Consider the following 25,546-nt stretch of genomic DNA (forward strand, 5'->3'; position numbering starts at 1 on the left):
ATATGAGTGACGTGACAAACATGGCACGCCGGATAGCGGACTCTGAGTAAACTACAAGGGAAAAAGAGAGATGGGAAGGGACTTATCAGCTGAAAAACGGCTCCGGTGCGCAGTAACAGGCGTGCGCAGCGCGGAGCCGGATGCGGTTATTCGCTGGCGCCGGCGCGCTTCAGCGCACCCTCAGCGGTATCCTGCGTCATGCGGTTGAGCAGCGGGGCGGTAACCAGCATCAGCAGGGCAATCACACCGGTGGCAATACCAATCTGCTGGAATACCTGGCTGTAGACCGCCAGGGAAGTGTGCGGATCGGTGACATCCTGCGGCACCGCCATCAGGTTGGCCACCTTACCGGCGATCATTGCTGCGCCTGCGGTAGTCAGGAACCATGAGCCCATGATAAAGCCCATCAGACGCTGTGGCACCAGCTGCGCGACCATGGCCAGACCCAGGCCGGAGATCATCAGCTCACCGATACTCTGCAGGGCATAGCTCAGGATCAGCCAGTTAACGGAGACAATACCTGCCTGATTTGCAAAGCCGGCGCCGAGCGGCAGCACCAGAAACGCGCCGGAGCAGAGCACCATGCCAATGGCAAATTTGTGCGGCATCGGCAGCTTATCGCCCAGCTTGTTATAGACTGCGGCCAGCAGCGGGCTGGCGACCATGATCCAGAACGGATTCAGCGCCTGGAACTGCTCCGGCTCAAACGCGATGCCGAAAATGGCGTGTTCAACGTTGCGGATCGCAAAGAAGTTGAGCGAAGTCGGCATCTGCATATAGAGCACAAAGAAGACAATCGCTTCCACCATCAGCAGAAACGCCACAATCATTTTACGGCGCGCGGCACCCTGCAGCGTGAACGCTTCTTTGGCAAAGATCAGAACAATGCCCAGTGCGACAACGCCGAGCGTTATGCGCGCAATGCTTTGATGATGCAGCAGCCAGGTGGCGAGTGCGATCAGCACTGCAACGCCCACGATGGTCAGCAGCAGTTTACCCACCTGCAGCGGAGCAAAGTCGGGCTTTGACCCATACTCTTTCACCAGCCGCTTAAAGAACAGGAAGTTAAGCAGCGTGATCACCAGCCCCACGACGGAGAGAGAGAAAGCGGCACCCCAGCCATATTTTGCTGCCAGCCACGGCGTCAGCATCATTGAGAACAGCGAGCCAATGTTGATCGACATATAGAACATGGTAAATGCGCCGTCGATGCGCGGATCGTCTTTGGCGTAGCAGGTGGAGAGCAGCGAAGAGGGGTTCGCTTTGAACAGGCCGCTGCCCACAGCAATGGTCGCCATGCCGACATAAACCAGAGTGGTGTCATGCCCGGAAAATGCGATCAGCGCATAGCCGAGTGCCAGCACCATGACGCCCAGCACAATGACGCGCTTGGTGCCGAGTACTTTGTCACCCAGCCAGCCGCCGATAGCCACCAGACCGTAAACCAGGGCGCTAAAGGAGGTAAACAGCGTAATGGAGTCCGCTTCAGACATCCCCAGCTGTTTGACCAGATAGACGGCCATAATGGCCTGTAAGCCGTAGTAGCCGAAACGCTCCCACAGCTCGATAGAGAAGATCAGATAAAATGCTTTAGGTTGCCGGAAGGCGTTGAGGCTTACTGCCTCGTCAGTGTGTTTGTTTGCAGTTGACACGTATACCTCAGTTTATACATCGCCTGTTTTGTAACAGGAATTAAGTCTGCGTCGGTCTGGGTCATCCCGCGCAACATTGTTATTAGAAAGGAAAAACGGCGCCTAATTTGGCTGAATCGGGGCCACAGGGCAAGCATTTTTTACACGCTGGCGTAGCGAATGCCGGCAGGGCAATCTCTGCGGCTAAGCGCAATGATTTAGTGTTTAATAGGGTGTAAAACGATTGTAACAGAATAAACACGCAGCGCATAAGTTTGGTAAACCCCTTTACTGAAACAAACCGCCTGAGAGGCATAAAGCGGAATAACAGACTGTTGCTGAATATTTATACGATATATGCTGCTGTTTTCGCGTGAATTATGAGCATAATAGGTTGATTATTGAGCTAAAAGAGCAGGGCGGGGTTTCCGGAAAGCTAATTAGTTGATCCAGCGCACAAATTCTCCAATTAATTAGCCGCATGAAAAAAGAAATGGCGCGCTGTTCGTGCAGCAAATCTCTTTTTATTGAGGGAACGAACGAAAACGCTGATGCCAGCCAGCGCTGAACGCTGTTCACGGCTTAACTGAAACATCAACTCATCCTTTCAGACGAATAAACAGCCGTGGGCAGACGCGGTTTATCATAAATTTCATATACTCATGTCAGTACAATTCCGGGGGCCGGCGTGAAACCGGCCAGATGTTCAGCGTACTGGCGGTGCAGTGCCGTCAGTAAACCATGAGGGAAGATGATGCCGTTGATACTGGGTGAGTTATCTGGTGCTCCGCAATGGGTGCCTGCTGTATTACTCGTCACACTGTCGCTCGCAATGGGCTTTCTGGCGCGATATATCCTTCTCAGCCTGATTCGTTACTGGCAGGGACGGGATAAAAAACTGTTTAAATCTCTCGAAAAACATCTGCGCGGCTCGATGTTTCTTATTTTACCGCTGTTATTCATCAGCGCCGGCGTAGATTATGTGAATATTCAGCCGGAGTCGCTGGGCTTTATTAATGCCGCTCTGCACATCTTTATTATATTATCCTTCTGCTCGCTGATGATCAGGATGATCAATGTCGCGCAGGACATGCTCTTTATCCGTTATGACATTAATATCTCAAATAATCTGCGCGCGCGAAAAATCCGCACGCAGATCATGTATGTAAAAAAAGTTGTGATTGTTGTGCTGGTAACGCTCTGTTTGTCGTTGATTTTGCTTAGCTTTCCGGGTGTGCGTAAGTTTGGCACGACGATTCTCGCCGGGGCAGGCGTTGCCGGTATTATTATTGGCTTTGCATTACAGAAATCGCTGGTCAATCTGTTTGCCGGTATTCAGATTGCATTTACGCAGCCGATAAAAATTGATGATGCGGTGGTGGTAGAAAAAGAGTGGGGCTGGATTGAAGAAATTAATCTGACCTATGTTGTGGTGCGTCTCTGGGATCTGCGCCGGCTGGTATTGCCGATAACCTACTTTACAGAAAATCCGTTCCAGAACTGGACGCGTAATAACGCACAGATTTTAGGTTCCGTCTTTCTTTATCTTGATTACTCTATGCCGCTGGAACCGCTGCGCGAGCATTTTGAGAAGGTGCTCAATGAAACCCGGCTCTGGGATCGGGAAACGCAGGTGCTGCAGGTAACGGAAACAACCGAAAAAACCATGACGATCAGGCTGCTGATGACGGCACATAACTCGCCTACCGCGTTTGACTTACGCTGCTACGTGCGGGAAAAGATGATTGAGTTTATTCAGCAGCACTATCCGCAGTGTTTGCCGCATGTACGGGCTACGCTGAGCCATCCGGAAGCGTAAACAGACAGGAGAATGCGGTGCCGCTGACCCCGGCACCGCGCTCAGATCTCCGTCTTATCACGGTATTCGCACAGGTCTTCGATCAGGCAGGCGCCGCAGCGCGGCTTGCGTGCTATGCAGGTATAACGCCCGTGCAGAATCAGCCAGTGATGGCAGTCGACCTTAAACGCGGCAGGCACCACTTTAAGCAGTTTCTCTTCAACCTCTTCCACATTTTTACCCGGCGCAAAACGCGTGCGGTTACTGACGCGAAAGATATGCGTGTCGACGGCGATGGTGGGCCAGCCAAAGGCGGTGTTCAGCACCACGTTAGCGGTTTTACGCCCGACACCCGGCAGCGCCTCAAGTGCGGCCCGATCTTCCGGCACCGCGCCGCCATGCTGTTCCAGCAATATGCGGCAGGTTTTAATCACGTTTTCCGCTTTGCTGTTAAACAGCCCGATTGTCTTGATGTACTCTTTGACGCCGTCGACGCCAAGCGCCAGCATGGCCGCCGGGGTGTTCGCGACCGGATAGAGCCGGGCCGTGGCTTTGTTCACGCTGACATCGGTCGCCTGAGCCGAAAGCAGTACCGCAATCAGCAGTTCAAATGGCGAGCTGAACTGCAGCTCAGTGGTCGGATGCGGGTTGTTATCGCGCAGACGGGTCAGGATCTGCAGGCGCTTCTCTTTATTCACACCGCTTTCCCGATTTCACCTGGCGCAGCCACTGTTTTAGCTTCCGCTTCAGCGCGCAGCGCGGCGCGCTGTTTCATTTTCTGATCGATAAGATACTTTCCTGCCAGCAGCATACCCAGACCGATGAAGGCGCCGGGTGGCAGCATAGCCAGCAGCATCGGTGAATCAAAGTGCACGACTTCGATGCGCAGTGAGGTTGCCCACGGGCCGAGCAGCTGATCGGCACCGTTGAACAGCGTACCGCTGCCAATCAGTTCGCGAATGGATCCCAGCGTGACCATGGCGCAGGTCGCTCCCATACCGATAGCGAACCCATCCAGCGCGGATAGCGGGATACTGCTTTTTGACGCTACCGCTTCAGCACGGCCCACGACAATACAGTTAGTGACGATCAGCGGAATAAAGATCCCCAGCGACTGATAAAGACCGTAGGCGTAAGCGTTGATCAGCATCTGAACGCAGCTGACAACCGAGGCGATAATCATCACATAAATCGGGATACGGATATCTGCCGGTACCCAGCGGCGTGAGGCGGAAATTGCACTGTTGGTAATGGTCAGCACCAGCGTCGTGGCCAGCCCCAGCCCCAGGGCATTGGTTGCGGTGGAGGTCACCGCCAGCAGCGGACAGAGTCCCAGCAGCTGTACCAGCGCAGAGTTATTTTTCCATAAACCGCCAATCAGCAGATTTTTCGCTTCACTCATGGTGTTTCTCCACATTCCGGCAGCGAACGCAACGTCGCTGGCAGCGTTTCAATATAGAGCGCCGTGCGTTTAGTGGCGTTAACCACCGCGCGCGGCGTAATGGTCGCACCGGTAAACTGATCGAAATCGCCGCCATCTTTCTTCACGGCAAAATGCGGGTCATCGGCCCCTTTAATCTGTTTTCCATTAAAGCTGTTGATCCAGTCAGAGATGCGCAGCTCAATTTTATCACCCAGCCCGGGCGTTTCATGGTGTTCAATGACGCGCACGCCCAGCACGGTACCGCTGAAGTCAGCGCCTACCAGGAGCTGAATGGCGCCGGAGTAGCCATCGGGGGCGGTACTTTCCAGCGCTGCGGCCACCGGCTTGTCGCCTTTACGGGCAATATAGAGGTGATGCGGCTGCTCATTACCCAGCGCCGCATTGTGCACCAGATAACACTCCTGCTGAATAGCATTATCGTACAGCGCGGTCGGTACCACCTGATCCAGCAGGTTTTTCTGCTGCAGCGCAGTCTGATGCTCAACGGTGGGTTTGGTCACATAGTTCACCACGGCGGTTACGCCGGTCGTCACCACTGCAAACATCCCCAGCGTTACTGCGTTTTTGCGAATAGCGTCGATCATACCTTAATCCTTCCGGTGACCATAAACGCGCGGCTGAGTATAGTAGTCAATCAGCGGCACGCAGATATTTGCCAGCAGCACGGCGAACGCCACGCCATCCGGATAGCCGCCAAAGCTGCGGATCAGCCAGACCAGCAGACCGATCAGCGCACCGTAGATCAGACGCCCCCGGTTAGTGGTGGAGGCGGTAACCGGATCGGTAGCGATAAAGAATGCGCCCAGCATGGTCGCACCCGAAAAGAGGTGGGTGAGCGGTGTATTAAGCGTCTCAGGCGAGAAGATCCAGCCGAGCGTGGCGCATACCGCCAGCGAGGCGAGCATGCTGGCCGGGATATGCCAGCGAATCGCATTTTTTGCCAGCAGCAGCATGCCGCCCAGCAGGTAACCCAGGTTGACCCACTGCCAGCCCAGTCCCGCCAGTACCCCGGCGTAGATTGGCTGAGCGTGAAGCTCTTCGGCGCTGTGGCCGGCGCGCAGTCCGGTTTTAAACGTATCGAGCGGCGTGGCCTGACTGATGCCATCCACCCCGAGCTGCAGCTGCTGCATGGTATCGCCGGCCAGCGTATGGCCGCGAAACACCATACTGAGTGAATCCATCAGATCCGGTTTTACCGCCTGCAGCGCATCGGGCGGCAGCCAGCTGGTCATCTGCACCGGAAAAGAGATCAGCAGCACAACGTAGCCGACCATTGCCGGGTTGAACGGATTCTGGCCCAGGCCGCCATAGAGCTGTTTGGCAATCAGAATCGCAAACAGGGTGCCCAGAACAATCAGCCACCAGGGGGCAAGCGGCGGCAGGCTGATCCCGAGCAGCAGCGCCGTCAGCAGGGCTGAGTTATCTGCCAGCACCGGCTTTACGGCGCTGTGGCGCAACCGCAGTATCGCCGCTTCGGTCAGCAGCGCCGTCGCAATAGCCAGCACAACCTGGATAAGAAAACCGCTGCCAAAGAAATACCACTGCGCCGCCATGCCGGGCAGGGCCGCCAGTACCACCAGTAGCATAATGTTACCGGTGCTGCGCCGGTTATGAGTATAGGGAGAGCTTGCGATACGAAAGGCCATTTATTCCTCAGTGGTCGAAGGCTGCTGCTGCGCTTTACGCGCTTTAGCACGGGCGACCGCCGCAGCGATGGCCGCTTTGCGTGGGTCTTCAGGTTCAGGTTCAGCGGATACCGCCGGCGGCAGCGAGCTTTCCGACTGCGCGGCCGCTTTTTTCGCTTTGGCGCGGGCAATGGCGGCGGCGACGGCGGCTTTGCGCGGATCGTCTTCCGTTGCCGGCGCAGGCGTTGCGGCGACCGGCTCGTCTGCGGTTGTGGCCTGCGCGGTCGCTTTTTTCGCTTTGGCGCGGGCAATGGCGGCGGCGACGGCGGCCTTGCGCGGATCGTCTTCCGTTGCCGGCGCAGGCGTTGCGGCGACCGGCTCGTCTGCGGTTGTGGCCTGCGCGGCCGCTTTTTTCGCTTTGGCGCGGGCAATAGCGGCGGCGACGGCGGCTTTGCGCGGATCGTCTTCCGTTACCGGCTCAGGTGCCTCTGCTGCTGGCATCGCAGCAGGAGTGGCCTCAGGACGCTCGGTTGCCGCCTTTTTCGCTTTTGCCCGCGCAATCGCGGCTTCCACAGCCGCTTTACGCGGGTCGCTCTCTGCCGCAGTCTCGCTCTCTGGCTGAGCCGCTTTTTTCGCTTTCGCCCGGGCAATCGCGGCTTCCACCGCCGCTTTACGCGGGTCGCCTGTCTGACGGGTAACCGGCTGCGTCTCTGCCTGGGTTGCTGCCTGCTGTGCCAGCGCCTGTGCGTGACGCGCTTCGCGTTCGGCCAGTTCCTGCTCTGGCGTTTTCGCCTGACGCGCCTTAATACGTGCAGCAGCGGCGTCGCGTTCACCGTTATCGCTGCGTGCAACGCGCTGCTTCGCCTCTTCATGACGCGCCTCGCGCGCCAGTTTCTCACGTTCTAACCGCGCCTGACGCGCCTCAAAGCGTGCCTTAGCCTCCGCCGTGCGCTTCGCTTCAAGATCGATGGCACGCAGCTCAGCTTTTTCCTGCCGGTAATACTGAACCAGCGGAATATTACTCGGGCAAACGTAAGCGCAGGCCCCGCATTCAATACAGTCATCGATATTATGCGCGCGCGCTTTTTCATGATCGCCGCCCTGGCTATACCAGTAGAGCTGCTGCGGCAGCAGCTTCGCCGGACAGGCGTCGGCGCAGGCGCTGCAGCGAATGCAGGATTGCTCTTCCTGCGGCGCAGCCATTTCGCTGGCGGCAGGCGCCAGAATACAGTTGGTGATTTTCACAACCGGCACGTCGAGGGAAGGCAGGGTAAAGCCCATCAGCGGCCCGCCCATGATCACCATCTGACGCGGCCCCGGCTGAAAACCGACCTGACGCAGCAGATGACTTACCGGGGTGCCAAGACGCCCCCAGACGTTGCGCGGTTGCGCAATCGCGTCGCCGGTCAGCGTGACCACGCGCTCGGTGATGGGTTCACCATCAACGATCGCACGCTTAACCGCCCAGGCGGTGCCGACGTTCTGCATCAGCACACCAATATCGGTTGAGCGTCCGCCGTGCGGCACTTCCCGCCCGGTCAGGATTTTGGTCAGCTGTTTGGCCCCGCCAGAGGGATATTTTGTCGGGATAACCCGGATCTCAATATCGCGCTCGCCGCGCAGCGCCTGTTTCAGGGCAACTATCGCTTCAGGTTTGTTATCTTCAATACCCACCAGAACGCGTTCCGCCTGCAGTACCCAGGCAAGGATCCGGCAGCCTTCCAGCACTTCAGCGGCGTAATCCTGCATCAGCCGATCGTCAGCGGTGATATAAGGCTCGCACTCTGCGGCATTGATGATTAACGTTTTGACACCCTGCAGGCCGCCACGCAGTTTAGTGGCGGTGGGGAACCCGGCGCCACCCAGGCCCGCTACGCCGGCGCTGTGAATGCGTCGGATAACCTCTTCCCGGCTCAGCGCACGGTAGTCGGGCTGCGCATCACGTTCAATCCAGCGATCTTCACCGTCAGCGCGCAGGAAAATGCACAGCTCTGAGAGCCCGGACGGGTGCGCCGTCATATGTGGCGCGATAGCCTCTATAGTGCCTGAGGTTGGCGCGTGTACCGGCAGCATGCGTCCGCTGCCAAAGGTGAGCGGCTGGCCGCGCAGCACGCGATCGCCTGGCGAGACGCAGATCTCACCCTCATGGCCAATATGCTGTTTCAGGGGAATAACAAACTGTTCAGGCAGCGGCAGCGTGCTCAGCGGCATACCGTTAGACTGTGTTTTCATTTCCGGCGGATGAATACCGCCCTGAAAATCCCACAGCTTCTCTTTGCGAAACAGATTTAACAGATTAAGCATGATGTTCTGCCGGGATCACTTTTACAGGAATGGTGTTGAGATCCCACTTCCAGCTTGCTGGAGTGGTGGCGACCGGGCGCATTTCAATGCAGTCAGTCGGGCAGGGAGCCACACACAGGTCGCAGCCCGTGCAGACGTCGCTGAGCACGGTATGCATGGCGCGCGTGGCGCCGACGATCGCATCCACCGGACACGCCTGAATGCACTTGGTGCAGCCGATACAGTTCTCTTCGTCGATCCACGCCACGGTGCGCACCGGCGTAAGGATTTCGGCACCGCCATCGAGTGGCTGCGGCTCAACGTTCAGCAGCTCCGCCAGCCTGAGCATGGTCTGCTCGCCACCCGGGGCGCACTTGTTAATCGCTTCCCCGTTGTTGCCGACGGCATCCGCATAGGGACGACATCCGGGGTAGCCGCACTGACCGCACTGGCTTTGTGGCAGTACGGCATCAATCTGTTCGACAATAGGGTCTTCTTCAACTTCAAAACGGCGCGAAGCGTAGCCGAGCAGGCCACCAAAAATCAGCCCCAGCGCGCTGAGTACAGCGATTGCTATCCAGATAGCGGTCATATCAGAATTTCACCAGACCGGTAAAGCCCATAAACGCCAGCGCCATCAGGCCAGCGGTAATCAGGGCGATAGAGTTACCTTTAAACGGTGCCGGCACGTTAGCCAGCACAAGACGTTCACGCATGCCGGCAAACAGCACCATCACCAGTGAAAAGCCCAGCGAGGCGCTAAAGCCATAGAGCGCAGCCTGCAGAAACGTATGGTTGAGATTAACGCTCAGTAATGGCACACCCAGTACCGCACAGTTGGTGGTGATCAGCGGCAGGAAGATCCCCAGCAGCCGGTAGAGTGACGGACTGGTTTTCCGCACCACCATTTCTGTGAACTGCACCACTACGGCAATTACCAGGATGTAGGACATCGTACGCAGATAAACCAGATCCAGCGGGATCAGAATCAGATGGTTAACCAGCCACGCACACACCGAAGCGAGCGTGATAACAAACGTAGTGGCAAGCCCCATGCCAATGGCCGTTTCCAGTTTTTTTGACACGCCCATGAACGGGCAAAGGCCGAGGAATTTGACCAACACGAAGTTGTTCACCAGCACTGTGCCAACAAAGAGAAGCAAGTAATCGGTCATGGTTTAACCCGGGAAGCCTAAAGGCATTTATTATCCGGAAATGAGAGCTACATCTCAACCTTTACCCCGGCGAGAGCAGCTCTGAGAGCACGCAGAATTAAATTCCTGACGAATAACGCATCATTACAGAGCGGTGAAGGTCTGTTTAACCCGTCGGGAGCGCTTAAAGTAGGGCACAAACAGGGCCGCGGCCAGCAGCGTCAGAAGCAGGGTCTGCAGCGCTTTGCCGTCTGCAACCGGCGTGAACGCAAAGGTTTTCAGCGCCAGCACGACGGTCATCAGCAGCCAGATGGTGTAGTGCCGTGGCAGGCGTCGCGAACGTCTGCAGAATATCCAGCATACCCAGATGCTGTAGAGCCAGACCGCAGCGGCCGTCAGCAGGGAGACCAGCCACTGTGATAACAGCAGATTAGCGTGTGAAAACAGCGTGGTACGCAGCTCGCTGTCAAACAGGGGGCGCAGATAAAGCGCGACAACCAGCGCGCTGGTTAGCATGGTCATAATCAGCCAGGCCAGCGGCAGTAACAGCCAGCCCCCGATGCGCGGTGAGTGAACAGATTCAGACATAATTAAACCACATAGCGCCACACTGATTTAGGCACGCAGCCCAGATCGTATAATCGGCCACCAGAGACCAGTTCAGCGCGGCGATGATCGGCAGCACGATACATATTGATGATGTCATTATCATCAGTCAGCGAATAGTTGAGATGATCGTAGAGTTTTTCCAGACTCTCAAGATTATTCACTTTGCGAAATTTTAGCAGGTAATCCAGCGCAGTCATGATTGCCATTGAACAGAAAGAACGAAAGAAGGCTCAAGTATAGGGAGCGCGCTGCTGCTGTCTATATATCGGTGTTAAAAAAATTTAAAATTCAGACCAGGTGGAGTAATTACTTCATCAGCAGCGATTTTTTGAGTAATGTTTCGGGGTATAACAGCCAAACATCTATTTCACAGACACCTTATTTCCGATGCTGTGAGAAAATCTAACAGATGATAACGGCAACATTTATTGCATTTATTTTTCGCCGGTAATTAAGTCTTAAATGCAAAATAAAATAATTAAGCCAGCGTAGCCGCTGATAGAGTGTGCGGGTTATCACAAAATTGCTTATTGCTTTATGAACAACAGCATAACCATTCTTTACGCAGCGGTTGTAATCGCTTCCAGCCCGTTCAAATCTAACCAGTTCTGTTTATTACAGTTATTTGCCCCTTCGGATATTAAAACTCAGCTGTTTTATCCATAAACCTGCCGCGAGCTGATGATGCTATTTAGGCGTAACCCCTTTAAATCATTCTGTTTTGTGAGTTATGTCGCGCTAGTTTTACCTGAATTACGTCAGGCTTAATCTGCGTTTGTACCCCGACTACACACTCCCTTCAGAGGAATGAAAACTATGTGGAAACGTTTACTCCTGACCGCCATGGTGAGCGCCGCGCTCAGCACGCCGGTGCTGGCCGCTGATATGACAGTGGGATTCTCGCAGGTTGGTTCAGAATCGGGCTGGCGTGCTGCCGAAACCAGCGTCGCAAAAAGCGAGGCTAAAAAGCGCGGCATTACGCTGAAAATTGCTGATGGTCAGCAGAAGCAGGAAAACCAGATTAAAGCAGTACGTTCGTTTATTGCTCAGGGGGTGGACGCCATCTTCATCGCGCCGGTGGTGCAGACCGGCTGGGAACCGGTACTTGAAGAAGCAAAAGATGCCAAAATTCCGGTTTTCCTGCTGGATCGCGCCATTGTTGTTAAGGACAAATCTCTCTATATGGCTGTGGTGACGGCGGACAACGTGCTGGAAGGCAAGCTGATTGGCGACTGGCTGGTGAAAACCGTGGGCGACAAGCAGTGTAACGTCGTAGAGCTGCAGGGAACGGTCGGCGCCAGTGTGGCCATCGATCGTAAAAAAGGGTTTGCCGAAGCGATAGCCGGACATAACAACATTAAGGTGATCCGTTCCCAGTCTGGTGACTTTACCCGCAGTAAAGGTAAAGAGGTGATGGAGAGCTTTATTAAAGCTGAAAATAACGGCAAAAACATCTGCATGGTCTATGCCCACAATGATGATATGGCAATCGGTGCCATTCAGGCGATAAAAGAAGCGGGCCTGAAGCCGGGCAAAGATATTCTGACTGGTTCAATCGATGGCGTACCGGATATCTATAAAGCGATGCTGGCCGGTGAGGCAAATGCCAACGTCGAGCTGACGCCGGATATGGCTGGCCCGGCGTTTGATGCGCTTGAGAAGTTTAAGAAAGATGGCACCATGCCGCCTAAAATCATTAAAACGGAGTCGAAGCTCTTCCTGCCGGCGGATGCCCAGACAGAACTCGATAAAAAGAAAAACATGGGTTACTGATCCCCGCAGCCGCCCTGCGGGGCGGCTCTGCTGACATCAGCGAGGTAGAGCCTGATGAGCACCATTGATGATACACCGCTGCTCACGCTGAGCGGCATCAGTAAAGGATTTCCCGGCGTAAAAGCGCTGGATAATGTGTCATTCACTATCCGCAAAGGCGAGATTATGGCGCTGCTGGGTGAAAACGGCGCCGGCAAATCAACGCTGATTAAAGTGCTGACCGGCGTCTATTCACGCGATGCCGGTAGCATCACCCTTAACGGAGAAGCAATCACGCCCCACAGTACGGCGGATGCGCAGCGCGCCGGGATCGGTACGGTCTATCAGGAAGTTAACCTGCTGCCAAATATGTCGGTAGCAGATAACCTCTATATCGGCCGTGAGCCAAAGCGCTTTGGCATGGTCGATCGCCGGAAAATGAACCGTGATGCGGATACACTGATGCGCAATTACGGCTTTGCGCTGGATGTGACGCGCCCGCTCGGACATTACTCTGTCGCCATGCAGCAGATTATCGCTATCTGCCGCGCGGTCGATTTGTCGGCACAGATACTGATTCTGGATGAGCCTACGGCCAGTCTGGACGCCAGTGAAGTAGAGATGCTGTTTACGCTCATGGCGCAGCTGCGTGCCAGAGGCATGAGTCTGATCTTTGTAACCCACTTTCTTGACCAGGTGTACCGTATTACCGACCGCATTACCGTATTACGCAACGGCCAGTTTATCGCCACGCGTGATACCGCTTCGCTACCACAGATAGAGCTGATTAAACTGATGCTGGGGCGCGAGCTGCTGGAGACCGCGCTGCAGCGACAGGGCAGCACCCTGCGCAGCGATCAGCCGGTAGTGGCGTTTGAGGATTATGGCAGGAAAGGAACCATTGAGCCTTTCAGCCTGCAGGTCAGGCCAGGCGAGGTGGTGGGTCTGGCGGGTCTGCTGGGTTCAGGCCGTACTGAAACCGCAGAGGTGCTGTTTGGCATCCGGCGTGCCGATCGCGGCACCGCGCGTATTAAAGGCAAGCTGCAGACTATTCGCACGCCGGCGCAGGCATCCCGCCTGGGTATGGGATTCTGTCCTGAAGATCGCAAAACGGATGGCATTATTGGTGCGGCTTCCGTGCGTGAGAATATTATTCTGGCGCTGCAGGCGCAGCGCGGCTGGCTGCGTCCGATTAAGCGTCGCGAGCAGCAGGCGATTGCCGAACGTTTCATTAAAAGCCTCGGCATCCGTACGCCGCATGCCGACCAGCCGATCGAGTTGCTGTCAGGCGGCAATCAGCAGAAGGTGCTGCTGTCGCGCTGGCTGGTGACCAAACCGCAGTTTCTGATCCTGGATGAGCCAACGCGCGGCATCGATGTCGGTGCGCACGCTGAGATTATTCGTTTGATCGAATCGCTCTGCGCGGATGGTCTGGCGCTGCTGGTCATCTCTTCTGAACTGGAAGAGCTGGTTGGCTACGCCGATCGCGTCCTGATTATGCGCGATCTGAAGCAGGTGGCTGAAATCCCACTCGAGCAGCTCTCCGTGGCGTCCATTGTGAACGCGATCGCCGAGGGAGGTGCACAACATGCCTGAATCGTCTATGACACAGTCAAAACCTGAAAGACGTAAGCTGAAGCTGCCTCCGGGTATGCCACAGCTTGTGGCACTGATTCTGGTGCTGCTGATTGACAGCCTGGTGGCGAATAACTTTTTTGCCATTCATATTCAGGATGGTCGTCTGTTTGGCAGCCCGATCGATATTCTGAACCGCGCCGCGCCGGTAGCGCTGCTCGCCGTGGGCATGACGCTGGTCATCGCTACCGGCGGGATCGATCTCTCTGTGGGCGCAGTAATGGCTATTGCGGGCGCAACCGCAGCCACGCTGACCGTTGCCGGACATAGCCTGGGCGTGATTGTGCTGGCAACGCTCGGCACCGGTCTGCTATGTGGCCTGTGGAATGGGATACTGGTGGCACTGCTGAAAATTCAGCCGTTTGTCGCCACGCTGATTCTGATGGTGGCGGGGCGGGGCGTAGCGCAGCTGATTACGCAGGGGCAGATCGTGACGTTTAACAGCGAAAGCCTGGCGTGGTTTGGCAGCGGTTCGCTGCTCTGGTTGCCGGTGCCGGTGTGGATCACGCTGCTGGTGGCGCTGGCTGTCTGGCTGCTGACGCGCAAAACAGCGCTGGGCCTGTTTATCGAAGCGGTAGGTATCAACCTGCGCGCGGCGCGTAACGCAGGCGTTAACGGCTGGCTGGTGGTGATGTCGACCTATGTGATTAGCGGCTTATGTGCAGCGGTGGCCGGGCTGATTGTCGCGGCTGATATCCGGGGTGCTGACGCCAATAACGCCGGCCTGTGGCTGGAGCTGGATGCCATTCTGGCCGTGGTGATTGGCGGAGCCTCGCTGATGGGCGGTCGCTTTAATCTGGTGCTGTCGCTGATTGGCGCCCTGATTATCCAGTCGATGAATACCGGGATCCTGTTGTCAGGGTTCCCGCCGGAACTAAACCAGGTGGTGAAAGCGGTGGTTGTGATGTGCGTGCTGCTGCTGCAGTCGCCGCGGTTTATCGCCATGCTGAAGGGGAGGCGTTCAAAATGATAAAGCGTCATTTGCCATTGATGATTACGCTGCTGGTGTTTGTGGCGGGGTATCTGTTCTGTCTGAGCCAGTTTCCGGGCTTCGCATCAACACGGGTTATCTGCAATATTCTGACGGATAACGCTTTTCTTGGCATTATCGCCGTAGGCATGACCTTTGTGATTTTGTCCGGCGGGATCGACCTCTCCGTTGGCGCGGTAATCGCCTTTACCGGCGTGTTTCTGGCCCGCATTATCGGTGATTTCCACCTTGATCCGCTGCTGGCGTTTGCCTTGATTCTTGCGCTGGGGGCGCTGTTTGGCGCCATGATGGGCTGGCTGATTGATGCGCTGAAGATCCCGGCGTTTATTATTACGCTGGCAGGGATGTTTTTTCTGCGCGGCTGCAGTTACCTGGTGTCAGAGAATTCTATTCCGATTGATCATCCTCTTTACGCCACGCTGTCAGGCCTGGCCTGGAAAATCCCCGGCGGCGGGCGGCTGAGCCTGCTGGCGGTAATTATGCTGGTGGTGGTCGCAGGAGGGATTATTCTGGCGCACCGTACCCGGTTCGGAAATCAGGTATACGCCATTGGCGGCAATCTTACCTCGGCGCAGCTGATGGGCGTTTCGACCCGAGCGACGACCATTAAGGTGTATATGCTCTCTACGACGCTGGCGACCCTGGCCGGTATTGTGTTTTCTATCTATACCTCCGCCGGATACGCGCTGGCCGGGCTGGGCGTAGAGCTGGATGCGATTGCTTCGGTAGTGATTGGCGGTACGCTGCTGTCCGGCGGCGTTGGCACCGTGCTCGGCACGCTGTTTGGGGTACTGATTCAGGGACTGATCCAGACGTGGATTAATTTCGACGGCACGCTAAGTTCGTGGTGGACCAAGATTGCTATCGGCATCCTGCTGTTTGCTTTTATCGCGCTGCAGCGCATGTTAACCGTAATGTGGGATCGCCAGCAAAACGCCCCGGTAAAACGCCTCACCCCGTAGGGGAAGCATTTAGCACCATTCTTTCTCGTAGGGGGCGCATTCAGTACCATTCTGCCTCGTAGGGGGCGCATTCAGTACCATTCTGCCTCGTAGGGGGCGCATTAATGCGCCCCTGGCCGAGATCGGCTCCCGGGCTATACGCCCCCTGGCCGACTACCACGGTCAGTAAAGCCCGGGGCGATCGCAAAGGAACCCGGCGTCCTGCCAGCATTCTCGCTCGTTGCCAGAGCCCAATCTTCACACATCAGGTATCCGCTGCAACCAGGGCGGCATAAATGCCGCCCCTACAGCACAGCATCACCATTCTCCCCGTAGGGGGCGCATTTATGCGCCCCTGGCCGAGATCGGCTCCCTGGCCGGTTTTAAACCGGGAATTTCAGGCATTAAAAAGCCGCGACGATGCGCGGCTTAGCGTTGGATCAGTAATCGGAATCAGCGGGCTAAACGGTAATAAACTTCGTTCCAGCGCAGCGCATCCTTAAACGCAGGCAGGCGGGTTTCTTCATCGATCACCATCACTTCAATTCCGTTCAGTTCGCCGTAGAGATACATATCCTCCAGATCCAGCGCCTGACTGAATACCGTATGGTGCGCACCGCCGCCGAGGATCCACGCTTCTGACGCAGTTGCCAGCGACGGCTGGGCGCGCCATAGCGCGCGGGCAACCGGCAGCTTCGGCAGCGGTTCAGGCTGTTCAATCGCATCCACTACGTTAACCAGCAGGCGGAAACGATCGCCAAGATCAATTACGCTGGCATTGATCGCGCGTCCGGCAGGCGTTGAGAAAATCAGACGCGCCGGATCGGCCTTACCGCCAATTCCCAGGAACTGGACGTCAATCAGCGGCTTCTCCTCTTTGGCAATGGAAGGGCAGACTTCCAGCATGTGCGAACCCAGTACCAGATCGTTGCCCGGAGAGAAGTGATACGTGTAATCCTCCATAAAGGAGGTGCCGCCGGCACGTGCGCCCGCCTGCACTTTGAGAATGTGCAGCAGCGCTGCGGTTTTCCAGTCGCCCTCGCCGGCAAAGCCATAGCCCTGGCCCATCAGACGCTGCACCGCCAGTCCCGGCAGCTGCGTCATACCGTGCAGCGTCTGGAAGTTGGTCGTGAACGCTTTACAGCCTTCATCCTCCAGGAAGCGCTTCAGGCCCAGCTCAATGCGCGCTGCATCCAGCACGTTCTGCCGTTTGTCACCGTTAACGGCTGCCGCCTCGCTGAAGAGATACTGACTTTCATACTCATCGATCAGCGCGCTGACGTCACCGTCGCTGACGCCATTGATCACCTCGACCAGGTCGCCCACGCCCCAGCCGTTAACGGCGTAGCCAAACTGGATCTGTGCGGCAACTTTATCACCTTCGGTTACGGCAACTTCCCGCATATTATCGCCAAAGCGGGCAACCTTAAGCTGCTGGCTGGCCTGTTTTGCCAGCGCCGCGTTGATCCAGCGGCCGATACGCTGCTGGCTGGTGCGATCCTGCCAGTGGCCGGTGATGACGTTGTGCTGCAGTCCCATGCGGGCGCCGATGAAACCGAATTCGCGGCCGCCGTGTGCGGTCTGGTTCAGGTTCATAAAATCCATATCCATACTGTCCCACGGGATCTCTGCGTTGAACTGAGTATGGAACTGCAGCAGTGGTTTATTCAGCACGCTCAATCCGCCGATCCACATTTTTGCCGGCGAAAACGTGTGCAGCCAGGTGATGATGCCGACGCACTGATTATCGTGATTCGCTGCCCGGCAGAGCGCCAGCGCTTCATCCGGCGATTTAACCAGCGGCTGCAGCACCAGCGGTACCGGCAGCGTGCCAGCCTGATTGAGTCCTTCCATCACCTGACGGGCGTGCTCTTCCACCTGGCGCAATGTTTCCGCGCCGTAGAGGTGCTGTGTACCGATAACAAACCACACCTGCTGTGCGTTATGCTGTTCCATTAAACCACTCCTTTACTGTGCGGATAGGGTGCGCGGCGCGTACTGCGGTTCAGCTGCCTCACACCAGTTTTGATAACGTTGATAGAGCTGCTGATATGCCGCTACGCGTTGTGCGTCGGGCTGCAGCGTGACGGCAACCGGGCTGGCCATCACCTGCTGCGCGGCAGGTACATCGGGATAGACTTCCGCCGCCACGGCCGCAAAAATTGCCGCGCCCAGCGCGCAGCACTCGTCTGAGGCGACAATATCCAGCGGGCGGTTCATCACATCGCAACACGCCTGCATAATGGCAGGGGACTTGCGGGCAATTCCCCCCAGCGTCAGGATGCTCTTTACCGGGATCGCCTGCTGTTCAAAACACTCCATAATCGCCCGCGCACCAAAAGCGGTGGCGGCGATCAGACCGCCAAACAAAGCCGGCGCATCGGTGCCCAGGTTGAGATCGGTGATCACACCTTTCAGCCGCTGGTTTGCATCCGGGGTGCGGCGTCCGTTAAACCAGTCCAGCACCACCGGCAGATGATCGAGCTGCGGATTAGCGGCCCACGCTTCGGTGAGTTCGCGGATCAGATCCTGCTGCAGCGCAGCCAGCTGCGGCTGCAGCTCAGGGTGGCGCTGCGCAGCCTGCTGCAGAGGCCAGCCGAGCAGGCGGCTGAACCAGGCGTAGATATCGCCAAAAGCAGACTGGCCCGCTTCACAGCCAATGGCGCCGGGAACGACGCTGCCGTCAACCTGGCCGCAGATGCCCCGGATAGCACGATCGCCGACGGTTTCGCTGTCTGCAATCAGAATATCGCAGGTCGATGTACCGATGACTTTAACCAGCGTATAGGGCTGAGCACCGGCACCAACCGCACCCATATGGCAGTCAAAGGCGCCGCCAGAGATGACCACCTGTTCAGATAACCCAAGGCGGGCAGCCCATTCAGCGCTCAGCGTGCCAACCGGCAGGTCAGCGGTCCAGGTATCGGTAAACAGCGGCGAGTCGAGCTGTTCTGTCAGCATCGGATCAAGCGCGTTGAGAAAGGCCACGTCCGGCAGGCCCTGCCACTCCGGATGCCAGAGCGATTTATGCCCGGCGGCGCAGCGCCCGCGGCGCAGCTTATCGGGGGCGGTCGTACCGCTTAGCAGCGCCGGCACCCAGTCGCAGAGTTCAACCCAGGAGACCGCCGCCTCCCGCACGGCAGCATCCTCCCGCGAGACGTGTAAGATTTTGGCCCAGAACCATTCAGATGAGTAAATGCCGCCGATATAGCGGGTGTAGTCGGTAAAGCGCCCGCTGTGGCAGAGACGGGTGATCTCTTCAGCTTCCTCAATCGCGGTGTGATCTTTCCACAACACAAACATGGCGTTGGGATTCGCCGCAAACTCCGGACGCAGCGCCAGTACATTGCCGTTGCGATCGACAGGGGCCGGTGTTGATCCGGTTGTATCCACGCCGATGCCGGCAACCGCTGCGCGCTGCGCGGGTGTTAACGCCTGAATCACGCTGACCAGCGCCTGCTCCAGCGCATCGATATAGTCCTGCGGATGATGACGAAACCGGTTGGCGTGCGCGTCGCAGAACTGGCCCTGCGCCCAGCGCGGATAGTTGACCACCGCTTTTTCCAGCTCTTTGCCGCTGTGGCAGTCAACCGCCAGCGCACGCACTGAGTCACTGCCAAAATCCAGCCCAATTGTTATGGCGCCAGCACCCATCGGGATTCTCCTGTGTGAGTTATCTGGGTTCTATCCTGCGAGGCAATGCCATAAGCCGTTAGTCATCAGCGGCTGAGAATATGTACTTTTCTGTCATCGGACAGGTTGTGTGATCGGCCGCAAAAGTCAGACACCGGTTAATTTTGCTGAATATATGGATATTTTTGCCTTCGTTTTGCTATGTGATACCGCTCTACATTTTGCGCCGCGTTTCTCGCTACAACTAGCCCAGCGTTTGCACAGCCTTTCAGCAACTCTTGAGCTAACGCGCTGATTTTGCGCTGTACACGAAAGCAGAATTCAGATGGTAGCGTTTACACAAAAACGTTAATAACAGCGATAAAACACCATTGTGCCGGAGAGCATCATGCATAAATTCACTAAAGCGCTGGCGGCCGTCAGCCTCGCCGCGGTTATGTCACATTCCGCTATCGCCGAGACGATGAAGCTCGGTTTTCTCGTTAAACAGCCAGAGGAGCCGTGGTTCCAGACCGAATGGAAATTTGCCGATAAAGCGGGCAAAGATCTGGGTTTTGAAGTGATTAAAATTGCTGTACCGGATGGTGAAAAAACGCTTAACGCCATCGACAGCCTGGCGGCCAGCGGCGCAAAAGGTTTTGTCATCTGCACCCCCGATCCCAAACTCGGTTCGGCCATTATGGCAAAAGCGCGCAGCTACGATCTGAAAGTAATCGCGGTAGATGACCAGTTTGTCACAGCGAAAGGCAAGCCGATGGAGACCGTTCCGCTGGTGATGATGGCGGCAACGAAGATCGGCGAGCGCCAGGGTCAGGAACTCTATAAAGAGATGCAGAAGCGCGGCTGGGACGTTAAAGAGACCGCGGTAATGGCGATCACTGCTAACGAGCTGGATACGGCGCGTCGTCGTACCGGCGGCTCTATGGCGGCCATTAAAGCAGCAGGCTTCCCTGAGAAGCAGATTTATCAGGTTCCTACCAAATCCAACGATATCCCCGGCGCGTTTGATGCCGGTAACTCCCTGCTGGTGCAGCACCCGGAAGTCAAACACTGGCTGATTGTCGGTATGAACGATAACACCGTGCTGGGCGGCGTGCGCGCCACAGAAGGTCAGGGCTTTAAAGCAGCAGATGTGATCGGTATCGGCATCAACGGCGTGGATGCGATCAGCGAACTCTCTAAAGGCTCTGCGACCGGTTTCTATGGTTCGCTGCTGCCCAGCCCGGACGTTCACGGTTATAAGAGCAGCCAGATGCTTTACAACTGGGTCACTAAAGGCGAAGAGCCCGCCAGATTTACTGAGGTGACAGATGTGGTGCTGATCACCCGCGATAACTTCAAAACCGAACTGGCGAAGAAAGGATTGATGTAACGCACAGGGTGCGCATTTATGCGCACCTGAAATCCGACAGGCACTATCAGGAGTATCCATGGAGACCGATCAGGCATTTCTCTCTTTTCATGGCATCAGCAAAACCTTTCCTGGCGTAAAAGCCCTGCAGGATATCGGTTTTGAGTGCCGCGCCGGTGAGGTGCACGCGCTGATGGGCGAAAACGGCGCGGGAAAATCGACGCTGCTGAAAATTCTCAGCGGCAGCTACCAGCCCACGAGCGGTGAAATCCGCATCAAAGGCGAGGCGAAGCGCTTCAGTAATACGGTTGAGGCGCTGGATGCCGGCGTAGCCATTATCTACCAGGAGCTACACCTGGTGCCGGAAATGAGCGTGGCGGAGAATATCTATCTCGGCCAGCTGCCGCATAAACGCGGCCTGGTAAACCGCAAGCTGCTGCGCTACGAAGCGGGCCTGCAGCTGAAAAATCTCGGGATGGATATCGATCCCGACATGCCGCTGAAATATCTGTCGCTGGGGCAGTGGCAGATGGTGGAGATCGCCAAGGCGCTGGCGCGCAATGCCCGCATTATCGCCTTTGATGAGCCGACCAGCTCACTCTCAGCCCGTGAAATTGAGCATCTGTTTCGCGTTATCCGTCAGCTGCGCGCTGAAGGACGGGTGGTGCTTTATGTATCGCACCGCATGGAGGAGATTTTTGCCCTGAGCGATGCGATTACCGTGTTTAAAGATGGCCGCTATGTGCGCACCTTTACGGATATGCCCAATACCCATCATGACGATCTGGTCGAGGCGATGGTCGGGCGCAACCTGGGTGACATCTATGGCTATGCGCCCCGCGAGCTGGGCGCCGTGCGTCTTCAGCTCGACCAGGTCGAGGCGAAAGGGGTGCGCATGCCCATTTCGTTCAGCGTGCGCGCCGGAGAAATTGTAGGACTGTTTGGTCTGGTGGGCGCCGGACGCAGCGAGCTGATGAAAGGGCTGTTTGGCGCCACGCAGCTGCGTAGCGGCACGGTTTCACTTGATGGCAGGCCGCTCGCGATCCGTCAGCCGATCGACGCCATCCGGGCGGGCATTATGCTCTGTCCCGAAGATCGTAAAGCGGAAGGCATCATTCCGGTGCACTCCGTGCGGGAGAACATCAATATCAGCGCGCGGCGGCATAACCTCACGGCGGGTTGCCTGATCAGGCCCGGCTGGGAGGCGAAAAATGCAGAAAGCCACATCCGTTCGCTCAATATCAAAACGCCTGGCCCGCACCAGCTGATCATGAATCTCTCCGGTGGCAACCAGCAAAAGGCCATTCTGGGCCGCTGGCTCTCAGAAGAGATGAACGTGATCATGCTGGATGAGCCGACGCGCGGTATTGACGTTGGCGCAAAACATGAGATCTACAACCTGATTTATCAACTGGCAGGCAAAGGGATTGCGGTGCTGTTTGCATCGAGCGATCTGCCCGAAGTCATGGGCCTCGCCGACCGCATTATTGTCATGCGCGAAGGTGAAATTGCCGGAGAACTGACGCACGACACGGCAACCGAACAGCTGACGCTCAGTCTGGCGATGCCGAAAACCCCTCAAACGGCCGCCGTGGCCTGATGTACAGGAGAGCAACAATGGCTTCATCTACCACTTCCAACACGCCACCGGTGCAGCGCAGCGGCCTGCAGCTGGGGCGTATCTGGGATAATTTCGGCATGCTGGTGGTTTTTGCACTGCTGTTTATTGTCTGCGCCATTTTTGTGCCGAACTTCGGCACCTTTATCAATATGAAAGGGCTGGGCCTGGCGATGTCGATGTCCGGCATGGTGGCCTGCGGCATGCTGTTTTGCCTGGCATCGGGCGACTTTGATCTCTCCATCGCCTCGGTTATCGCCTGCGCCGGCGTAGTGACGGCGGTGGTGATCAACATGACCGAAAGCCTGTGGATTGGCGTGGCTGCCGGGCTGCTGCTTGGCATGGCAACCGGTTTTGTTAACGGATTTGTTATCGCCCGGCTGAAAATTAATGCCCTGATCACCACGCTGGCAACGATGCAGATTGTGCGCGGCCTGGCCTATATCTTCTCTGACGGTAAAGCGGTAGGGATTGAAGATGAGCGCTTTTTTGCGCTGGGCTATGCCAACTGGCTCGGGGTGCCGGCGCCTATCTGGCTCACGATTGCCACCATGATCGCGTTTGGCTTCCTGCTGAATAAAACCACCTTTGGCCGCAACACGCTGGCGATTGGCGGCAATGAAGAAGCCGCCCGGCTGGCCGGCGTGCCGGTGGTGCGGACCCGCATCATTATCTTTATCCTTTCCGGGCTGGTTTCAGCGGCGGCGGGCATTATTCTGGCCTCGCGCATGACCAGCGGTCAGCCCATGACCTCGCTGGGCTATGAGCTGATTGTGATCTCTGCCTGCGTGCTGGGCGGCGTCTCGCTGAAAGGCGGCATCGGTAAAATTTCATATGTGGTGGCAGGGGTTCTGATCCTGGGTACCGTAGAGAATGCGATGAATTTACTGAATATCTCGCCATTCTCACAGTATGTCGTGCGTGGTCTGATACTGTTAGCCGCAGTGATTTTCGATCGCTACAAACAGAAAAACAGAGCCGTTTGATTCCGTCGGCGCAACGGGTGTTGCGCCGCGCGTCATGCAGAGAGTGAGGGCACTATGTACCATCGCGAACCCCCCAGTGAACAACAGAACCCCCTGCTGCCGGGCTATCCGTTTAACGCCTGGCTGGTCGCGGGACTCACGCCGATTAACGCGCAGGAGCCGCTCGATTTTTTTATCGACCGCCCGCTGGGGATGAAGGGCTATATTCTTAACCTCACCATTCGCGGTAAAGGCCGGGTTTTTGACGGCGAATCCGCCTTTGACTGTGAGCCGGGCGATCTGCTGCTGTTTCAGCCGAAAACACCCCATTATTATGGACGGTCGCCCGACAGCCCGTGCTGGCACCATCGCTGGGTCTATTTCCGGCCGCGCGCCTACTGGATTGACTGGCTGGAGTGGCAGGAGCAGAAGCAGGGCGTGGGCCGGCTGCGCCTGACTGAAGCGTTATGCGGCGAGTTTGATCGCCTGTTTGCCAGTATTGAGCAGACCCACAATTCCGGTCGCCGCTTTGCTGAAGAGCTGGCCATGAACCTGCTGGAGCGTCTGCTGCTGCGCGCGGTGGAAGAGGATCCGCGCAGCCATCAGCAGATTCGCGATCCGCGCGTGATTGAAGCCTGCCAGTACGTGACCAACCATCTTGCCAGCGAAGTCAAAATTGAGGAGGTGGCACGGCATGTCTGTTTATCTCCTTCGCGGCTGGCGCATCTGTTTCGCGAACAGATGGGCATCAATCTGCTGCGCTGGCGAGAAGATCAGCGGGTGATCCGCGCCAAGCTGCTGCTGCAGACCACGCAGGAGCCTATCGCCTCCGTGGGGCGGGAAGTGGGCTATGACGATCAGCTCTACTTTTCACGCGTGTTTCGCAAACGCACAGGCGTCAGCCCGAGTGATTTTCGCCGCCGCAGCCAGGAGGCGCACGACGCGCTTGAAGCGCAGCAGAACTGGCCGGAACCCGGCCGGGCGATCTCTTTCAGCTGATTCCGCCTTGTTCTCACCGGCTGATTCGTCTTAAATCAGTCGGGTATATGACAAAAGGAGTGAGAATGAGCGATAAACTACGTGTCGGCCTGATAGGCTATGGCTTTGCCAGTAAAACCTTTCATGCCCCTTTAATCGCCGGAACAGCTGAAATGGAACTGGCAGCGATCTCCAGCAGCGATGCCGGTAAAGTGCACGCTGACTGGCCCTCTGTACAGGTCGTTGCCGATCCGCAGGCGCTGCTGGACGATCCCACCCTGCAGCTGATTGTGATCCCCACCCCCAATGACACCCACTTTCCGCTGGCCAAAGCGGCCCTGAATGCCGGCAAGCATGTGGTCGTCGACAAGCCTTTTACCGTCACGCTCTCGCAGGCGCGTGAGCTTGATCAGCTGGCAAAATCGAAAGGGCTGCTGCTGTCGGTCTTCCATAACCGCCGCTGGGACAGCGATTTTCTGACGCTAAAAACGCTGCTCGGCGAGGGCACGCTGGGCGAGGTACGCTATCTGGAGTCGCATTTTGACCGCTTCCGCCCGGAAGTGCGCCAGCGCTGGCGCGAAATGAAAGGACCGGGCAGCGGTATCTGGTTTGACCTCGGCCCGCACGTGCTGGATCAGGCGCTGCAGCTGTTTGGCATGCCGGTGGCGATCAACGTGGACATGGCAGAGCTGCGCCCTGGCGCGCAAACCACTGACTACTTTCATGCGGTGCTGACCTATCCGACGCGTCGCGTGGTGCTGCACGCCAGCATGCTGGTGGCAGCAGAGTCACCGCGCTTTGTGGTACACGGCACGCGTGGCAGCTACGTAAAGTATGGCCTCGATCCGCAGGAGGATCGTCTGAAATCGGGTGCCAGACCGCCGCAGCAGGAGTGGGGCTACGACATGCGCAACGGCACGCTGACGCTGGCAGAAGGCGATATGCTGGTGGAGCAGGAGCTGCTGACGCAGCCGGGTAACTATCCGGCCTACTATGCGGCAATCCGCGATGCGATAGCCGGCACGGGGCAGAACCCGGTGCGGGCTGAAGAGGCGATACAGGTCATGGAGCTGATTGAGCTGGGTCTGCAGTCTGCAGAGAAGCGTCAGACGATGTCACCACGCTGATGTTGCGCGCC

General features: G+C 56.9%; 22 protein-coding genes. 10 read left to right on the forward strand and 12 right to left on the reverse strand.

What is annotated here, in order from left to right; all coding sequences use genetic code 11:
- Window positions 1-146: 146 nt before the first annotated feature.
- A complete protein-coding gene (gene dtpA / locus C1Y41_RS03860; RefSeq protein ID WP_039384176.1) occupies window positions 147-1,652 on the reverse strand; it encodes a dipeptide/tripeptide permease DtpA in 1,506 nt (501 codons plus the stop codon).
- A 733-nt stretch (window positions 1,653-2,385) separates the two neighbouring features.
- On the opposite strand from dtpA, the gene C1Y41_RS03865 reads away from it, so the two are divergent.
- Window positions 2,386-3,450 (forward strand): mechanosensitive ion channel family protein, encoded by a 1,065-nt coding sequence (locus C1Y41_RS03865; protein WP_039385834.1) that lies wholly within the window; start codon window positions 2,386-2,388, stop codon window positions 3,448-3,450.
- Window positions 3,451-3,491: 41 nt separating this feature from the next.
- Here the strand turns inward: C1Y41_RS03865 and nth are convergent, their stop codons facing one another.
- The 9 genes from nth to ydgT all read right to left on the reverse strand — a co-directional run bounded on the left by nth (window position 3,492) and on the right by ydgT (window position 10,741).
- On the reverse strand, window positions 3,492-4,127 hold the full coding sequence (gene nth, locus C1Y41_RS03870) for an endonuclease III (protein WP_039384179.1): 636 nt from the start codon (window positions 4,125-4,127) through the stop codon (window positions 3,492-3,494).
- Window positions 4,124-4,831 carry an electron transport complex subunit E gene (locus tag C1Y41_RS03875; protein ID WP_039384182.1) on the reverse strand — a complete coding sequence of 236 codons (708 nt, stop codon included), beginning with the start codon at window positions 4,829-4,831 and terminating at the stop codon, window positions 4,124-4,126. Before C1Y41_RS03875 ends, nth begins: the two co-directional genes overlap by 4 nt.
- Window positions 4,828-5,457: an electron transport complex subunit RsxG gene (rsxG, locus tag C1Y41_RS03880; protein ID WP_039384184.1), complete on the reverse strand. Its 630-nt coding sequence runs from the start codon at window positions 5,455-5,457 to the stop codon at window positions 4,828-4,830. The genes C1Y41_RS03875 and rsxG overlap by 4 nt, the downstream gene beginning before the upstream one ends.
- Window positions 5,458-5,460: 3 nt before the next feature.
- The gene (rsxD, locus tag C1Y41_RS03885; protein WP_039384187.1) at window positions 5,461-6,519 is read right to left on the reverse strand and encodes an electron transport complex subunit RsxD; all 1,059 of its coding nucleotides are present in this window, start codon (window positions 6,517-6,519) and stop codon (window positions 5,461-5,463) included.
- Window positions 6,520-8,802 (reverse strand): electron transport complex subunit RsxC, encoded by a 2,283-nt coding sequence (gene rsxC / locus C1Y41_RS03890; RefSeq protein ID WP_104084804.1) that lies wholly within the window; start codon window positions 8,800-8,802, stop codon window positions 6,520-6,522.
- Window positions 8,795-9,373 carry an electron transport complex subunit RsxB gene (gene rsxB / locus C1Y41_RS03895; protein ID WP_039384193.1) on the reverse strand — a complete coding sequence of 193 codons (579 nt, stop codon included), beginning with the start codon at window positions 9,371-9,373 and terminating at the stop codon, window positions 8,795-8,797. The genes rsxC and rsxB overlap by 8 nt, the downstream gene beginning before the upstream one ends.
- A gap of 1 nt (window position 9,374) precedes the next feature.
- On the reverse strand, window positions 9,375-9,956 hold the full coding sequence (rsxA, locus tag C1Y41_RS03900; protein WP_094111270.1) for an electron transport complex subunit RsxA: 582 nt from the start codon (window positions 9,954-9,956) through the stop codon (window positions 9,375-9,377).
- Window positions 9,957-10,079: 123 nt separating this feature from the next.
- Entirely contained in the window at window positions 10,080-10,523 is a 444-nt protein-coding gene (locus C1Y41_RS03905) for a DUF2569 domain-containing protein (RefSeq protein ID WP_039384199.1), read from the reverse strand.
- A 2-nt stretch (window positions 10,524-10,525) separates the two neighbouring features.
- Entirely contained in the window at window positions 10,526-10,741 is a 216-nt protein-coding gene (ydgT, locus tag C1Y41_RS03910) for a transcription modulator YdgT (RefSeq protein ID WP_039384201.1), read from the reverse strand.
- Window positions 10,742-11,360: 619 nt separating this feature from the next.
- On the opposite strand from ydgT, the gene ytfQ reads away from it, so the two are divergent.
- The 4 genes from ytfQ to yjfF are packed head-to-tail and all read left to right on the forward strand — an operon-like array spanning window position 11,361 to window position 15,884.
- Window positions 11,361-12,317, forward strand: a complete 957-nt coding sequence (ytfQ, locus tag C1Y41_RS03915; protein WP_071668782.1) for a galactofuranose ABC transporter, galactofuranose-binding protein YtfQ — start codon at window positions 11,361-11,363, stop codon at window positions 12,315-12,317.
- Window positions 12,318-12,371: 54 nt separating this feature from the next.
- Complete coding sequence (locus C1Y41_RS03920) at window positions 12,372-13,892, forward strand: sugar ABC transporter ATP-binding protein (RefSeq protein ID WP_071668783.1); 1,521 nt, start codon at window positions 12,372-12,374, stop codon at window positions 13,890-13,892.
- A complete protein-coding gene (ytfT, locus tag C1Y41_RS03925; protein WP_104084805.1) occupies window positions 13,885-14,901 on the forward strand; it encodes a galactofuranose ABC transporter, ATP-binding protein YtfT in 1,017 nt (338 codons plus the stop codon). The genes C1Y41_RS03920 and ytfT overlap by 8 nt, the downstream gene beginning before the upstream one ends.
- Complete coding sequence (gene yjfF, locus C1Y41_RS03930) at window positions 14,898-15,884, forward strand: galactofuranose ABC transporter, permease protein YjfF (RefSeq protein ID WP_039384209.1); 987 nt, start codon at window positions 14,898-14,900, stop codon at window positions 15,882-15,884. Before ytfT ends, yjfF begins: the two co-directional genes overlap by 4 nt.
- A gap of 432 nt (window positions 15,885-16,316) precedes the next feature.
- Here yjfF and araA read toward each other — a convergent pair whose 3' ends face one another.
- Both araA and C1Y41_RS03940 read right to left on the reverse strand, forming a co-directional pair.
- Complete coding sequence (araA, locus tag C1Y41_RS03935) at window positions 16,317-17,819, reverse strand: L-arabinose isomerase (protein WP_071668785.1); 1,503 nt, start codon at window positions 17,817-17,819, stop codon at window positions 16,317-16,319.
- 12 nt (window positions 17,820-17,831) lie between these two features.
- The gene (locus C1Y41_RS03940) at window positions 17,832-19,517 is read right to left on the reverse strand and encodes a ribulokinase (protein ID WP_104084806.1); all 1,686 of its coding nucleotides are present in this window, start codon (window positions 19,515-19,517) and stop codon (window positions 17,832-17,834) included.
- A 367-nt stretch (window positions 19,518-19,884) separates the two neighbouring features.
- On the opposite strand from C1Y41_RS03940, the gene C1Y41_RS03945 reads away from it, so the two are divergent.
- The 5 genes from C1Y41_RS03945 (at window position 19,885) to C1Y41_RS03965 (ending at window position 25,535) form a co-directional block, all read left to right on the forward strand.
- Entirely contained in the window at window positions 19,885-20,868 is a 984-nt protein-coding gene (locus C1Y41_RS03945) for an arabinose ABC transporter substrate-binding protein (protein WP_104084807.1), read from the forward strand.
- A 58-nt stretch (window positions 20,869-20,926) separates the two neighbouring features.
- Complete coding sequence (gene araG, locus C1Y41_RS03950) at window positions 20,927-22,447, forward strand: L-arabinose ABC transporter ATP-binding protein AraG (RefSeq protein ID WP_071668788.1); 1,521 nt, start codon at window positions 20,927-20,929, stop codon at window positions 22,445-22,447.
- A 17-nt stretch (window positions 22,448-22,464) separates the two neighbouring features.
- A complete protein-coding gene (araH, locus tag C1Y41_RS03955; RefSeq protein ID WP_039384220.1) occupies window positions 22,465-23,451 on the forward strand; it encodes an L-arabinose ABC transporter permease AraH in 987 nt (328 codons plus the stop codon).
- Between the two features lie 54 nt (window positions 23,452-23,505).
- Window positions 23,506-24,429: an arabinose operon transcriptional regulator AraC gene (gene araC, locus C1Y41_RS03960; RefSeq protein ID WP_104084808.1), complete on the forward strand. Its 924-nt coding sequence runs from the start codon at window positions 23,506-23,508 to the stop codon at window positions 24,427-24,429.
- Window positions 24,430-24,494: 65 nt separating this feature from the next.
- The gene (locus tag C1Y41_RS03965) at window positions 24,495-25,535 is read left to right on the forward strand and encodes an oxidoreductase (protein WP_071668789.1); all 1,041 of its coding nucleotides are present in this window, start codon (window positions 24,495-24,497) and stop codon (window positions 25,533-25,535) included.
- Window positions 25,536-25,546 lie beyond the last annotated feature (11 nt).

Origin of the sequence: Pantoea sp. ICBG 1758 (assembly GCF_002928325.1) — a bacterium.
Taxonomy (GTDB): domain Bacteria; phylum Pseudomonadota; class Gammaproteobacteria; order Enterobacterales; family Enterobacteriaceae; genus Pantoea; species Pantoea eucrina.

What these genes read in the sequence shown, in the direction of transcription:
- rsxD (WP_039384187.1), bottom strand. Translation starts at nt 6,519, where the DNA reads ATGGCCTTTCGTATCGCAAGCTCTCCCTATACTCATAACCGGCGCAGC.
- ytfT (WP_104084805.1), top strand. Translation starts at nt 13,885, where the DNA reads ATGCCTGAATCGTCTATGACACAGTCAAAACCTGAAAGACGTAAGCTG.
- C1Y41_RS03875 (WP_039384182.1), bottom strand. Translation starts at nt 4,831, where the DNA reads ATGAGTGAAGCGAAAAATCTGCTGATTGGCGGTTTATGGAAAAATAAC.
- rsxA (WP_094111270.1), bottom strand. Translation starts at nt 9,956, where the DNA reads ATGACCGATTACTTGCTTCTCTTTGTTGGCACAGTGCTGGTGAACAAC.
- C1Y41_RS03920 (WP_071668783.1), top strand. Translation starts at nt 12,372, where the DNA reads ATGAGCACCATTGATGATACACCGCTGCTCACGCTGAGCGGCATCAGT.
- yjfF (WP_039384209.1), top strand. Translation starts at nt 14,898, where the DNA reads ATGATAAAGCGTCATTTGCCATTGATGATTACGCTGCTGGTGTTTGTG.
- C1Y41_RS03940 (WP_104084806.1), bottom strand. Translation starts at nt 19,517, where the DNA reads ATGGGTGCTGGCGCCATAACAATTGGGCTGGATTTTGGCAGTGACTCA.
- ytfQ (WP_071668782.1), top strand. Translation starts at nt 11,361, where the DNA reads ATGTGGAAACGTTTACTCCTGACCGCCATGGTGAGCGCCGCGCTCAGC.
- C1Y41_RS03965 (WP_071668789.1), top strand. Translation starts at nt 24,495, where the DNA reads ATGAGCGATAAACTACGTGTCGGCCTGATAGGCTATGGCTTTGCCAGT.
- rsxC (WP_104084804.1), bottom strand. Translation starts at nt 8,802, where the DNA reads ATGCTTAATCTGTTAAATCTGTTTCGCAAAGAGAAGCTGTGGGATTTT.
- araC (WP_104084808.1), top strand. Translation starts at nt 23,506, where the DNA reads ATGTACCATCGCGAACCCCCCAGTGAACAACAGAACCCCCTGCTGCCG.
- C1Y41_RS03945 (WP_104084807.1), top strand. Translation starts at nt 19,885, where the DNA reads ATGCATAAATTCACTAAAGCGCTGGCGGCCGTCAGCCTCGCCGCGGTT.
- rsxB (WP_039384193.1), bottom strand. Translation starts at nt 9,373, where the DNA reads ATGACCGCTATCTGGATAGCAATCGCTGTACTCAGCGCGCTGGGGCTG.
- araG (WP_071668788.1), top strand. Translation starts at nt 20,927, where the DNA reads ATGGAGACCGATCAGGCATTTCTCTCTTTTCATGGCATCAGCAAAACC.
- araH (WP_039384220.1), top strand. Translation starts at nt 22,465, where the DNA reads ATGGCTTCATCTACCACTTCCAACACGCCACCGGTGCAGCGCAGCGGC.
- C1Y41_RS03905 (WP_039384199.1), bottom strand. Translation starts at nt 10,523, where the DNA reads ATGTCTGAATCTGTTCACTCACCGCGCATCGGGGGCTGGCTGTTACTG.
- C1Y41_RS03865 (WP_039385834.1), top strand. Translation starts at nt 2,386, where the DNA reads ATGCCGTTGATACTGGGTGAGTTATCTGGTGCTCCGCAATGGGTGCCT.
- rsxG (WP_039384184.1), bottom strand. Translation starts at nt 5,457, where the DNA reads ATGATCGACGCTATTCGCAAAAACGCAGTAACGCTGGGGATGTTTGCA.
- ydgT (WP_039384201.1), bottom strand. Translation starts at nt 10,741, where the DNA reads ATGACTGCGCTGGATTACCTGCTAAAATTTCGCAAAGTGAATAATCTT.
- araA (WP_071668785.1), bottom strand. Translation starts at nt 17,819, where the DNA reads ATGGAACAGCATAACGCACAGCAGGTGTGGTTTGTTATCGGTACACAG.